This window comes from Cellulomonas avistercoris, assembly GCF_014836445.1.
Classification (GTDB): domain Bacteria; phylum Actinomycetota; class Actinomycetes; order Actinomycetales; family Cellulomonadaceae; genus Cellulomonas; species Cellulomonas avistercoris.
In genome coordinates this window covers 81,858-94,175 of record NZ_JACSQV010000008.1, presented here as the reverse complement: position 1 = coordinate 94,175, position 12,318 = coordinate 81,858, and the positions used below count along the sequence as shown (strand labels likewise).

At 71.4% G+C, this 12,318-nt stretch carries 11 protein-coding genes; 6 read left to right on the top strand and 5 right to left on the bottom strand.

Annotated features, from left to right (window positions below; translation table 11 throughout):
• Window positions 1-537 precede the first annotated feature (537 nt).
• The 5 genes from H9657_RS10715 to rpmH form a co-directional block, all read right to left on the bottom strand.
• Window positions 538-1,050, bottom strand: a complete 513-nt coding sequence (locus H9657_RS10715; protein ID WP_191783201.1) for a Jag family protein — start codon at window positions 1,048-1,050, stop codon at window positions 538-540.
• Between the two features lie 64 nt (window positions 1,051-1,114).
• Window positions 1,115-2,257, bottom strand: coding sequence for a membrane protein insertase YidC (gene yidC, locus H9657_RS10710; RefSeq protein ID WP_191783199.1), 1,143 nt, complete (start codon window positions 2,255-2,257; stop codon window positions 1,115-1,117).
• 22 nt (window positions 2,258-2,279) lie between these two features.
• Window positions 2,280-2,576 carry a membrane protein insertion efficiency factor YidD gene (yidD, locus tag H9657_RS10705; protein ID WP_191783197.1) on the bottom strand — a complete coding sequence of 99 codons (297 nt, stop codon included), beginning with the start codon at window positions 2,574-2,576 and terminating at the stop codon, window positions 2,280-2,282.
• A gap of 8 nt (window positions 2,577-2,584) precedes the next feature.
• Window positions 2,585-2,944, bottom strand: coding sequence for a ribonuclease P protein component (rnpA, locus tag H9657_RS10700; protein WP_191783195.1), 360 nt, complete (start codon window positions 2,942-2,944; stop codon window positions 2,585-2,587).
• Between the two features lie 11 nt (window positions 2,945-2,955).
• Window positions 2,956-3,093: a 50S ribosomal protein L34 gene (rpmH, locus tag H9657_RS10695; protein ID WP_191783193.1), complete on the bottom strand. Its 138-nt coding sequence runs from the start codon at window positions 3,091-3,093 to the stop codon at window positions 2,956-2,958.
• Between the two features lie 545 nt (window positions 3,094-3,638).
• Between rpmH and dnaA the strand changes: the two genes are divergently transcribed.
• The 6 genes from dnaA (at window position 3,639) to gyrB (ending at window position 12,306) form a co-directional block, all read left to right on the top strand.
• The gene (dnaA, locus tag H9657_RS10690) at window positions 3,639-5,201 is read left to right on the top strand and encodes a chromosomal replication initiator protein DnaA (RefSeq protein ID WP_191783190.1); all 1,563 of its coding nucleotides are present in this window, start codon (window positions 3,639-3,641) and stop codon (window positions 5,199-5,201) included.
• Window positions 5,202-6,032: 831 nt separating this feature from the next.
• The gene (dnaN, locus tag H9657_RS10685) at window positions 6,033-7,163 is read left to right on the top strand and encodes a DNA polymerase III subunit beta (protein WP_191783188.1); all 1,131 of its coding nucleotides are present in this window, start codon (window positions 6,033-6,035) and stop codon (window positions 7,161-7,163) included.
• Between the two features lie 90 nt (window positions 7,164-7,253).
• Window positions 7,254-8,183 (top strand): phosphogluconate dehydrogenase (NAD(+)-dependent, decarboxylating), encoded by a 930-nt coding sequence (gnd, locus tag H9657_RS10680; RefSeq protein ID WP_191783186.1) that lies wholly within the window; start codon window positions 7,254-7,256, stop codon window positions 8,181-8,183.
• Between the two features lie 5 nt (window positions 8,184-8,188).
• A complete protein-coding gene (recF, locus tag H9657_RS10675; RefSeq protein ID WP_191783185.1) occupies window positions 8,189-9,388 on the top strand; it encodes a DNA replication/repair protein RecF in 1,200 nt (399 codons plus the stop codon).
• The gene (locus H9657_RS10670; protein WP_318241429.1) at window positions 9,378-10,019 is read left to right on the top strand and encodes a DUF721 domain-containing protein; all 642 of its coding nucleotides are present in this window, start codon (window positions 9,378-9,380) and stop codon (window positions 10,017-10,019) included. Before recF ends, H9657_RS10670 begins: the two co-directional genes overlap by 11 nt.
• A 286-nt stretch (window positions 10,020-10,305) precedes the next feature.
• Window positions 10,306-12,306 (top strand): DNA topoisomerase (ATP-hydrolyzing) subunit B, encoded by a 2,001-nt coding sequence (gyrB, locus tag H9657_RS10665; RefSeq protein ID WP_191783420.1) that lies wholly within the window; start codon window positions 10,306-10,308, stop codon window positions 12,304-12,306.
• Window positions 12,307-12,318: the final 12 nt, after the last annotated feature.

Sequence of the window (12,318 nt, the reverse complement as noted above, 5' to 3'; positions counted from 1 at the left end):
CATCAGGCGTCGCCAGACACGACACCTGCGAGTTCCATGCGCACGTATGACCGGTGCGACGCCGGCCGCTACGTCCGTCCGCGGAGGTGCCCGCGGGACAGCGGGCGGTCGTAGGCGCCCATGAACGGCACCACACGGCGCTGTTTCACGTGGAACGACCCCACCAACGGACGCGCGCAGCGGAGGCCTTCCCCATCATTCCCTTCAGGTGCGCGACTCTCCCCCGCCTCGAGACGTCCGAGGCACGAGCCCGCACCCCCCGGCAGGACGCATGAGCCACACCCCGCGTGCGCGCTCGTGCACACGCCCGCTGCCGAGGCGTCCGCCTCACCACACCGCGCCACGCGCGCAGGCGCGCCGACCGACCGGTCATGGAGATCACCGACGACCGCGCCACCTCAAGCGTCGCGCGTGCCCGTTCCACGTGAAACACGCCCGCGACGGGCACAGCGGCGGCCGCAGCGGCCGTCACGCCTTAATGAGCACGAAGGGCGGGTGGCCTCAGCCACCCGCCCTTCGTCCTGCTGTCCGGCTAGATCACGCGGGGCGGATCACCACGCGGCGCTCGGGTTCCACGCCGTCGGAGTCGCTGACCAGGCCAGCCTCGGCGACCGCGTCGTGCACCACCTTGCGCTCGAACGGGTTCATCGGGTCCAAGGTCACGGGCTCGCCGCCCGTCCGCACGCGCTCGATCGCCTCGGCCGCGATACCGACGAGCTCCTTGCGACGCGCTGCGCGGAAGCCGGCGACGTCCAGCATGAGCCGGCTCCGCTCCCCCGTCTTCGTCTGGACAGCGAGGCGCGTCAGCTCCTGCAGCGCGTCCAGCACCTGCCCCTCGGGGCCGACCAGGCGCCGGAGGGAGTCGTCACCGACCTCCTCCGCCACGATCTCCACCGCCGCCCGACCGTGGTCGACGTCGATGTCGATGTCACCGTCGAGGTCGGCGATGTCGAGGAACTCCTCGAGGTAGTCGGCTGCGATCTCGCCCTCCTCCTCGAGGCGCGTCACGAGGTCACCATCTGCAGCCGTGCTCGGCTCGGAACTGGCCATCTCATCTCCGTTCAGCGAAGTCCCGCCCGCGCCGTCCGACGTCGGACGGCCGCGAACGTGGTGGTCAGGGTGCTGCAGGACCGTCCGTCGACGTCGGCGACGTCCCCTTGCGCTTCTTCTTGGGCCGCGCGGCGGAACCCGTGGGCGTCACCGGTGCGTCCGTGACGGCGTCGGTGGCGGGCGCGTCCACGACGGGCGCGTCCTCGACAGGTGCGGACGCCGCGTCGGCGGGCTCCGTGCCGGTCGGGCGCGGCTTGTTCCGGTCCTTGCGCTTGGGCTGCTGCCGCTGCCCGCGCGGCTTCTCCTCGATGAGGGCCGTGGTGCTCGGCTCCTCGATCGACTGCCCACGTGCGGCGGCCTTGCGCGCCTGGCGCGCCTTGTAGGCCTTCTCGGCCTCCGAGCCCGGCGCCGGCATCCGACGGATCGTGTAGAACTGCTGGCCCATCGACCACAGGTTCGTGGTGGTCCAGTACAGGAGCACACCGATGGGGAAGTTGACGCCCGAGAACGCGAAGATCAGCGGGAGCATGTAGAGCAGGATCTTCTGCTGCTGCGCCATCGGGCCCTGCAGCGCGGCCGGCGGCATGTTCTTCATGGTCAGCTGGCGCTGGGTGGTGAACGTCGTCACCGACATCGCGACGATGAGGATCACCGTGACGATCTGGATGTGGACGTTGCCGTCGGCCTTGAGGAACGTGCCCGACAGCGGCGCCCCCCAGATCGTCGCCGCCTCGGCCTGGGCCGCGAGCTCCCTGGTCATGGGCCCGATCGCGTCAGCGCGGTCATAGGTCCCGGCAGCGAGACGCGGCAGCTCGAACAGCACCCGGAACAGCGCGAAGAAGATCGGCGACTGCAGCAGGATCGGCAGGCACGACGCGAACGGGTTGGTGCCGTGCTTCTTGTACAGCTCCATCATCTCGCGGCTCATGGCCTCGCGGGACGCCGGGTCGCTCTTGCCCTTGTACTTCTTCTGCAGCGCCTGCATCTCCGGCTGCACCAGCTGCATGCCGCGCGAGGCCTTGATCTGCTTGAAGAACAGCGGGATCAGCAGGATCCGCATGACGATCACGAGCCCGACGATCGACAGGCCCCAGGCGGCGCCGCTGGTCGGGTCGAGACCGATCCACGTGAGCAGCTCGTGGAACCTGACCATGATCCAGGCGACCACGACCATCAGTGGGAACAGCAGGCCGTCCATCCAGTCCATGAAGCGGTGCTCCTCGCGAGCGTCAGTGCGCGACCGTGGTCGCGTCGTGAGAGTGGTGCGCGTCGCGCACCGGTGGAACGTCGTCGACGCCACCGGGGTTCCAGGGGTGGCAGCGCGCGACCCGGCGGACGGCGAGCCAGCCGCCGCGCAGCGCACCGTGGCGTCGCACCGCGACCACCGCGTACTGGGAGCACGACGGGTAGAAACGGCAGGTCGGGGGCGTCAGCGGCGAGATCACGCGCTGGTACACCCACAGCAGCGCGAGGAGCGCGGAGGTGGGCGCGTGCCGCACCCCCGCCCAGATCCTCTGCCACGTCATCGTCGGTCCTAGCCGTCGAGCCGTCGCGTGAGGCGGCGCCCCGCCGTGGCGACGGCGCCGTCGAGGTCCCGGCCGAGATCGGCGGAGGACGCCGACGCGGCCGGGGGTTGCGCGCGGACCACGAGGAGCGAACCGGTCGGGAGTCCCTCGAGGCGTGCCGCCACGAGCGCCCGCAGACGGCGCTTGACCCGGTTGCGGGTCACGGCGTTGCCAACCGCCCGGGACACGACGAGACCGACCGCCGGCGGGCCGGGGTCGGTCGTGGTCGTGAGGTGCACGACGAGGGTGTCGCGGCCCCCACGCGCGCCCCGGCGCACCGTCTGCTGGAAGTCGGCAGATCGGCGCATCCGGTGCGCTGCGGGGAGCACCGGGACGAGCGTCAGGCCGAGAGCTCGGTGCGCCCCTTGCGGCGACGAGCCGCGAGGATGGCGCGACCGGCACGCGTGCGCATGCGCAGGCGGAAGCCATGGGTCTTGGCCCGGCGCCGGTTGTTCGGCTGGAAGGTGCGCTTGGTCACGACGTTCTCCACACGTTTGTCGTAGCGATCGCACGCAGTCGCGCGACCAGGTCCTGGTGCCGGGTTCGACCGCTCCAGGAACGCACGCGGTGAGGCGTGCGACGGCGTCAGGGCGCGCCGGACGGAGCCGTTGAAAGGCTGGACCACGCTACGCTCCCACCCTCGACGGGGTCAAATGCAGGAGCGGCGTCGTGCTGGCCCCGACGTCGCGGGGAGCGTCACTGACGCCTTACCGTAGATCATCGGGCTCAGGCCGCAACCGTCCTCGGCGTGTCGCGGCTCTCACCCGCTCGCGCGCTTACGCACCATCGACGCGGCCGTTAGCATCGGATCGTCGTGCGACGTCGACCGGCCGCCGCCGGCGGGGTGCCCGTGGCCGCGGCACGGGAGCGCATCCGGAGCCGGTGCCCGGGGCCCGACGAGGGCGAGTGAGGGCTCGACGGACACCCCCATATCACGGGCGCGCACAGGTGTGGACAACTATGTGGACGACGGTTGCCCGTGCCACACTCAGCCACCCGCAGGACCGACCATCGAGGTAGACGTTGTCACAGGACGAAGAGCCGACCCGCGTCTGGGGCCACGTCGTGACCAGCCTCGAGGCGAGCCCTGACATCACGCCGCGTCAGCTGGCTTTCGTGCGACTGGCGCACCCGCTCGGGCTGCTCGACGGCACCATGCTCCTCGCGGTCGGCAACGACCTCACCAAGGAGTACCTCGAGACGCGCGTGCGCGCCGAGGTGACGCAGGCGCTCACCGAGGCCCTGGGTCGTGAGGCCCGCTTCGCGATCACCGTCGACGCCGAGGTGGCGGACGACGTGCCGCCGGCCCTGCGCGTCGTGCCGCCCTCCCCCTCCGCTCCCGCCACCGCCCCGTACGAGCGCAACGGCGAGCAGCGCCCGGACCTCGCGCTGGTCACCTCGCACCCCGGCTTCCTGCGGGACCACTCGGGTGACTCCTCGACGGACGGCGGCGCCCCGGACGACGGCCAGCGTCCCGAGACCCGGCCGTCCCTGCGCGCGATCGACGGCTCCGCGTACGAGGCCCCCGCGCCGCGGCGTGGCCTGTCGGAGCCCGCGCGGCTCAACCCCAAGTACCTGTTCGAGACCTTCGTCATCGGCTCGTCCAACCGGTTCGCGCACGCTGCCGCGGTCGCGGTCGCGGAGGCGCCGGCCAAGGCCTACAACCCGCTGTTCATCTACGGCGACTCGGGTCTGGGCAAGACGCACCTGCTGCACGCGATCGGCCACTACGCGCAGAACCTCTACCCCACCGTCCGCGTGCGGTACGTGAACTCCGAGGAGTTCACCAACGACTTCATCAACTCCATCGGCGAGGGCAAGGCCGGCGCGTTCCAGCGGCGCTACCGCGAGGTCGACGTGCTGCTCATCGACGACATCCAGTTCCTGCAGGGCAAGGAACAGACGATGGAGGAGTTCTTCCACACCTTCAACACCCTGCACAACGCGAGCAAGCAGGTCGTCATCACGTCCGACGTCCCGCCCAAGCAGCTCAACGGGTTCGAGGACCGGATGCGGTCCCGGTTCGAGTGGGGCCTCATCACCGACGTGCAGCCGCCCGACCTCGAGACCCGCATCGCGATCCTGCGCAAGAAGGCCGCGAGCGAGCGCCTGCAGGCCCCGGACGACGTGCTGGAGTACATCGCGTCACGGATCTCGACCAACATCCGTGAGCTCGAGGGCGCCCTCATCCGCGTCACCGCGTTCGCCAACCTCAACCGGCAGCTCGTCGACGTGTCGCTGGCGGAGATCGTGCTCAAGGACCTCATCACCGACGACCAGACGCAGGAGATCACCGCGACGACGGTCATCGGCCAGACCGCGGCGTACTTCGGCCTGTCGATCGAGGACCTGTGCGGATCGAGCCGCTCGCGCGTGCTCGTCACGGCCCGGCAGATCGCCATGTACCTGTGCCGCGAGCTGACGGACCTGTCGCTGCCGAAGATCGGCCAGGCGTTCGGCGGACGTGACCACACGACGGTCATGCACGCGAACCGCAAGATCCGCGAGCTGATGGCCGAGCGCCGCTCGATCTACAACCAGGTCACCGAGCTGACGAACCGCATCAAGCAGCAGCACCGCGGCTGAGGACGACCATCCGGGCGCGCACGCGCACGCGCCCGCGTCGCCGCCCGCCCTCCGGCCTGCCCCGACGGGCCGTCCCGGGTGACCCGCTTGTGCCGAAGGTCCCTTGTCATCCACCGGTCGTCCGGGTTGTCCACAGGTTTGCCCACTGCCTGGGGACACTTGTGAACTCCTTCACCCCATCGGGGAACTTCGACACGGCAGACCCGCCCCACCACGGCGGACAGGCGCCCTGACCTGCAACGACGCGAGGTCAGCGGTCGCTCGTCGAGCGCCTGGGCACCCTCCGGAACCTGCCCGTGGCGCCTCCTGCATGAGAGCACTCTCACGTTCAAACCGGCAGATACCGCCCCCGGGGTCCTCCACAGCACGGGTGAAACATGCATGGGACGAATGTTCACACCTGTGCACAGACCTGTGGACGACGGTGGACGACACGCCCGCAACCTGTGGACGGGGTGGGGGTCGTCGGTGGACGCCGAAGGACGGCGCTCGGTCCGTCCACCACCGTCCACCGGTGCCTCGGCGCGCCGTCCCCATGCCCCGCACAGGCCGACACGCCTCGTGACCTGCGAAGCGACCACTTGTCCCCATGATCAACAGCCCCGATGACGATGACGAACCATTCATCCGAGGGAGATCCACACACCGACGTTGGGGCTGGTGGGGCGGCGGCTCGGACGCCCGGACGCCGGCCGGTCCCCGGTGTTCCGGGCGTCGGACCTGTCGCGTAGTCTTCGGACCAGCCCCGCCAGCGCCCGCTGACGTGCCACGTCGTGCTCGTGAACACCGCACCGACGAGGGCACCCGGGCCGGATGACGAGAAGGTGATGCATGAGGTTCCGCGTCGATCGTGACGTCCTCGCCGATGCCGTCACGTGGACCGCACGCAGCCTGCCGACCCGGCCGCCCGTGCCCGTCCTCGCGGGCGTGCGCATCGAGGCCGACACGACGGGGACCGTGCAGCTCTCGAGCTTCGACTACGAGGTCTCGGCCCGTGCGCAGCTGCCGGCCGACGTGAGCGAGCCCGGCACGGTCCTGGTCTCCGGGCGGCTGCTCGCCGAGATCTCCCGCGCGCTGCCCGCCAAGCCCGTGGACGTCGTGCTCGACGGCACGAAGGTCCAGGTCACGTGCGGTGCGAGCCGCTTCACGCTGCTGACCATGCCCGTCGAGGACTACCCGAACCTGCCGGTCATGCCGGAGGTCACCGGGACCGTCGACGGCGACGAGCTCACGCACGCCGTGGCCCAGGTCTCCGTCGCCGCGAGCCGCGACGACACCCTGCCGCTGCTGACCGGCGTCCGCGTCGAGATCGAGGGCGAGCGCGTCACGCTGCTGGCGACCGACCGCTACCGCCTCGCTCTGCGCGAGATGACGTGGAAGCCGGCGAACCCCGGTGTCGAGGCCGTCGCGCTGGTGCGCGCCCGCACGCTGTCGGACGCCGCCAAGTCGCTCGGCGGCTCGGGCTCGGTGTCCGTGGCGCTGTCCACCGGTGGCGGCGTCGACCTCATCGGTTTCGAGGCGGCCGGCCGCCAGACGACGAGCCTGCTCGTCGACGGCGACTACCCGCCCGTCCGCCGGCTGTTCCCCGACGACACGCCCATCCACGCCATCGTCAACCGGCAGGCGCTCGCCGAGGCGGCCAAGCGCGTGGCGCTCGTCGCCGAGCGCAACACGCCGATCCGCCTGACGTTCAGCGAGGGCCAGGTCGTCCTCGACGCCGGTCAGGGCGACGACGCGCAGGCGTCCGAGGCGCTCGAGGCCGTGCTGTCGGGCGACGACATCTCGGTGGCCTTCAACCCCCACTTCCTGGCCGACGGCCTGGGCGCGATCGACACGACGTTCGTCCGGATGTCGTTCACGCACCCGAACAAGCCGGTCGAGTTCACCGGCCAGGAGTCGCTCGAGGGCGACGACCTCAAGGACTACCGCTACCTGCTGGTGCCCATCCGCTTCGCGAGCTGAGGTTCGCACGCGCGGGTGTGCCGCAGGTGCGGGACAGTGTCCGGGACGGCCGTCGGCGAACCACGGCACGCAGCGGAGAGGGGCGAGACGATGCACATCGGTCTGGTGGGCCTGGGCAAGATGGGCGCGAACATGCGCCAGCGGATCCGGGACGCAGGCATCGAGGTCACCGGCTTCGACCGCAACCCCGACGTGACCGATGTGCCGTCGCTGGAGGCGCTGGTCGACGCGCTCCCCGCGGGTGAGCGCGTCGTGTGGGTCATGGTGCCGTCCGGTCCGATCACCGACGCGGTGATCCAGGACCTCGCGGGCCTCCTGGCGCCGGGCGACCTGGTCATCGACGGCGGCAACTCCTACTACCAGGACGACGAGCCCCACGGGGCCCTCCTGGCCGAGCACGGCGTCGGCTTCATCGACGCCGGCGTCTCCGGCGGCATCTGGGGCCTGGAGAACGGGTACGGCCTGATGGTCGGCGGCTCGCCGCAGGACGTCGAGCGTGCGATGCCCGTCTTCGACGCCCTGCGCCCCCCGGGCGAGCGCGCCGACGGCTTCGTCCACGTCGGTCCGGTGGGTGCCGGGCACTACGCCAAGATGGTGCACAACGGCATCGAGTACGGCCTCATGCAGGCGTACGCCGAGGGCTACGAGCTGCTGGCCGCGAAGGACCTGGTCACGGACGTTCCCGCGACGATGCGTGCGTGGAGCACCGGCACCGTGGTGCGCTCGTGGCTGCTGGACCTGCTCGTCCAGGCGCTGTCCGAGGACCCCAAGTTCACGGCGATCGACGACTGGGTCGAGGACTCGGGCGAGGGTCGCTGGACCGTCGACGAGGCGATCGACCTCGCCGTCCCGGCGCCCGTCATCTCCGCGGCGCTGTTCGCCCGCTTCGCCTCCCGCCAGGGTGAGTCGCCGGCGATGAAGGCGGTCGCCGCGCTGCGCCAGCAGTTCGGCGGGCACGCCGTGCGCGCCGCCGGCGGGGAGACCGTCACACCGTCGGCGCCGCCCACGTCGGAGGCCTGAGCCGCGTGTACGTCGCGCACCTGTCCCTCACCGACTTCCGGTCGTACCCGCAGGTCGAGCTCCCGCTCGAGCCGGGCATCACCGCGCTCGTCGGACCCAACGGGCAGGGCAAGACGAACCTCGTCGAGGCGGTCGGGTACGTCGCGACGCTGGGCAGCCACCGCGTGCCGTCGGACGCCGCGCTGGTGCGGGCGGGCGCGAACCGCGCCGTGGTGCGTGCCAAGGTCGTCCGCGAGGAGCGGGCCACCCTGGTCGAGGTCGAGATCACGCCGGGCAAGGCCAACCGGTCGCGCATCAACGGCGGCTCGCCCGGCCGCGCGCGCGACGTGCTGGGCATCCTGCGGACCGTGCTCTTCGCGCCCGAGGACCTCGCGCTCGTCAAGGGCGACCCGGACGGCAGGCGGCGGTTCCTCGACGACCTCCTCGTGCAGCTCACGCCCCGCATCGCCGGGGTGCTGGGCGACTACGAGCGCGTCCTGCGGCAGCGGTCGGCCCTGCTGAAGTCGGCCGCGGCGGCGACGCGCGCCCGCTCGGGTGCGGACCTGCGGACGCTCGACGTGTGGGACGCCAAGCTCGCGCAGACGGGCGCGCAGGTCGTGGTCGCGCGCCAGGCGCTGGTCGCGGCCCTGCGGCCGCGCGCCGCGCACGCGTACGAGCAGGTCAGCGCGGGGCAGGGCGACCTGGTCCTGACGTACCGCTCGTCGCTCGACACCGCGCTGGGCCAGACCCCGGAGGACCACGCGGAGCTCGCCCCCGACGCAGGCGTCGAGCTCGTCGAGGCGCGTCTGCTCGACGCCATGGGCAGGCTGCGCGGCAAGGAGATCGAGCGCGGCGTGTGCCTCGTCGGCCCGCACCGCGACGACCTCGTGCTCCAGCTCGGCGACCTGCCGGCCAAGGGGTACGCGAGCCACGGCGAATCGTGGTCGGTCGCGCTCGCGCTGCGGCTCGCGTCGTACGCCCTGCTCACGCACGGTGTCGACGACGCGGGTGCGTGGTCGGCGGACTGGGGCCCCGACGGCGAGCCGGTCCTCATCCTCGACGACGTCTTCGCCGAGCTCGACACGCGCCGTCGCGAGCGGCTGGCCGAGCTGGTCGCGGGCGCGCGGCAGGTGCTGGTGACCGCGGCCGTCCCGCAGGACGTGCCGGAGCCGCTGGCGGGTGCGCGCGTCGACGTCATGGCGGGCGAGGTGGCGCGTGTCCTCTAGCGCCGGTCGCGGTGGACGTCGCTCGCCCGCGGCGGGCGGCGCGGACGCCGGCCGCGCGGCGACGGCCGGGCACGACGGCACCGACGACGACGCGCTGCTGCCCGCCCCGACCGCGGTGCCGGACGGCGTGCCGGTCTCCGAGCTGGTGACGCTCACGCCCCCGGAGCAGGTGGTCCGGGCGGCGCTGGCGCGGGCGAAGGCGGCGGCGCGGGCGCGTGGCCTGCGCCCGGGCGTGGTGCGCAGCAGGCCGATCAGCAGCGGCGCGGGCGCCGGCCCGCGCGACCCGCAGCCGCTCGCGGTGTCCGCCGGGCTGCTCGCGCGGGACCTGGGCTGGGAGCCCGGCCTGATGGTCGGCGACCTCGTGCACCGGTGGGCGCACATCGTGGGGCCGCAGGTCGCGGAGCACTGCGAGTACGTGTCCTTCGTGTCCGGGCTGCTGACGGTGCGCGCGTCGTCGACGGCCTGGGCGGCGAACCTGCGGCTGCTCGCGCCGACCATGCTCGCGCGGTTCGACGAGACCCTCGGCGAGGGCGTCGTCGTGCAGATCGAGGTCCTCGGACCCGTCGGTCACGGCTTCGGGCACGGCCGGCGACGGGTCTCGGGCCGCGGGCCGCGCGACACGTACGGCTGAGCTCCGCACCACTGCGCGGGGCCCACGCCCCCAGCCTGCCCATGAAGGGGCATCCACCAGGTAGACTGGACAGGTCAACAAAGGCGCCTGCGTGCCCTCGTGAGCCCAGAACTCCGCTGCTGTGGGGTGATCCGGACTCTCCGTCGTTCGCAGCCGCTCACGACGCGCCTGGCGCGTATCGAGCTCTCGAGGAGAACCGCTGCCCGTGGCCGACCAGAGCACCCCTCGCGACCCGCACGACGAGACGACCGAGGGGCAGGGCGCGGCGACCCCGTTCCGTGAGCGCCTGACGGACGACGGCTCGTACGACGCCAGCGCGATCACCGTCCTCGAGGGCCTCGAGGCCGTGCGCAAGCGCCCCGGCATGTACATCGGCTCGACGGGTGCCCGCGGCCTGCACCACCTGGTCTACGAGGTGGTCGACAACTCGGTCGACGAGGCCCTGGCGGGGTACTGCGACACGATCGACGTCACCATCCTGGCGGACGGCGGTGTGCGCGTCACCGACAACGGGCGCGGCATCCCGGTCGCGATCCACCCGACCGAGGGTCGTCCGACCGTGCAGGTCGTCATGACGATCCTGCACGCGGGCGGCAAGTTCGGCGGTGCGGGGTACGCGGTGTCGGGCGGCCTGCACGGGGTCGGCATCTCCGTGGTGAACGCCCTGTCGTCGCGGGTCGAGACGGTCGTCAAGCGCGACGGGTACGTCTGGAGCCAGGACTTCGCCGACGGCGGCAAGCCCGTGGGCGACCTGCGCAAGGGCGAGGCGACCGACGAGACCGGGACGTCGCAGACCTTCTGGGCGGACCCGACGATCTTCGAGACCGTCGACTACGACTTCGAGACCCTGCGCGCGCGCTTCCAGCAGTACGCCTTCCTCAACAAGGGCCTGCAGATCTCGCTGACCGACGAGCGCCCCGCGCACACCGGCACCGAGGACGAGGTCACGGGTGACGCGGAGGCGGCCAAGGCGGAGACGACCGCGCGCCACGTCACCTACCGGTACGACGGAGGGCTCGTCGACTACGTCAAGCACCTGAACTCGGCCAAGAAGGTCGACCACGTGCACCCCGACGTCATCGACTTCGAGGCCGAGGACAAGAGCCGCAAGATCGCCGTCGAGATCGCGATGCAGTGGACGACCGCGTACTCCGAGTCGGTCCACACGTTCGCCAACACCATCTCGACGACCGAGGGCGGCACCCACGAGGAGGGCTTCCGGGCGGCGATGACCTCGCTGATGAACCGGTACGCCCGGGAGAAGAACATCCTCAAGGAGAAGGACGAGAACCTCACGGGTGACGACATCCGCGAGGGTCTGACGGCCGTCGTCTCCGTCAAGCTCGGGGAGCCCCAGTTCGAGGGGCAGACCAAGACCAAGCTCGGCAACACCGACGCCAAGCGCTTCGTGCAGCAGGTCGTCAACGACCAGCTCGGTGCGTGGCTCGACGCCCACCCGGTCGAGGCGAAGGACGTCATCCGCAAGTCGATGCAGGCGGCCGCGGCCCGCATGGCGGCGCGCAAGGCCCGTGAGGCGACGCGCCGCAAGGGCCTGCTCGAGTCGAACTCGATGCCCGGCAAGCTGCGCGACTGCCAGTCCAACAACCCCGCCGAGTGCGAGGTGTTCATCGTCGAGGGTGACTCCGCCGGTGGTTCGGCCGTGCGCGGCCGCAACCCGCGGACGCAGGCGATCATGCCGATCCGCGGGAAGATCCTCAACGTCGAGCGCGCGCGTCTCGACAAGGCCCTGGGCAACCAGGAGGTGCAGGCGCTCATCACGGCGTTCGGCACCGGCATCGGCGAGGACTTCGACGTCTCCCGGCTGAGGTACCACAAGATCGTCCTCATGGCCGACGCCGACGTCGACGGCCAGCACATCCGCACGCTGCTGCTGACGCTGCTGTTCCGCTACATGCCGCAGCTCATCACGGGCGGGTTCGTCTACATGGCGCAGCCGCCGCTGTACCGCATCAAGTGGAGCAACGCGCCGCACGACTACGTGTACTCCGACCGTGAGCGGGACGCCGTCATCGCGGACGGCCGGGCGAACAACCGCCGGCTGCCCAAGGAGAACGCCGTCCAGCGGTACAAGGGTCTGGGCGAGATGGACTACACCGAGCTCTGGGAGACGACCATGTCGCCCGAGCACCGGACGCTGCTGCAGGTGACGCTCGACGAGGCCGTCGCCGCCGACGAGACGTTCACCGTGCTGATGGGCGAGGACGTCGAGGCGCGTCGCGCGTTCATCCAGCGCAACGCGAAGGACGTCCGCTTCCTCGACATCTGACGCGCCGCCGGT

Excerpts from the sequence above, each read along its gene's own strand:
- gnd (WP_191783186.1), top strand. The coding sequence starts at position 7,254 with ATGCACATCGGTCTGGTGGGCCTGGGCAAGATGGGCGCGAACATGCGC.
- yidD (WP_191783197.1), bottom strand. The coding sequence starts at position 2,576 with ATGACGTGGCAGAGGATCTGGGCGGGGGTGCGGCACGCGCCCACCTCC.
- dnaN (WP_191783188.1), top strand. The coding sequence starts at position 6,033 with ATGAGGTTCCGCGTCGATCGTGACGTCCTCGCCGATGCCGTCACGTGG.
- yidC (WP_191783199.1), bottom strand. The coding sequence starts at position 2,257 with ATGGACTGGATGGACGGCCTGCTGTTCCCACTGATGGTCGTGGTCGCC.
- H9657_RS10715 (WP_191783201.1), bottom strand. The coding sequence starts at position 1,050 with ATGGCCAGTTCCGAGCCGAGCACGGCTGCAGATGGTGACCTCGTGACG.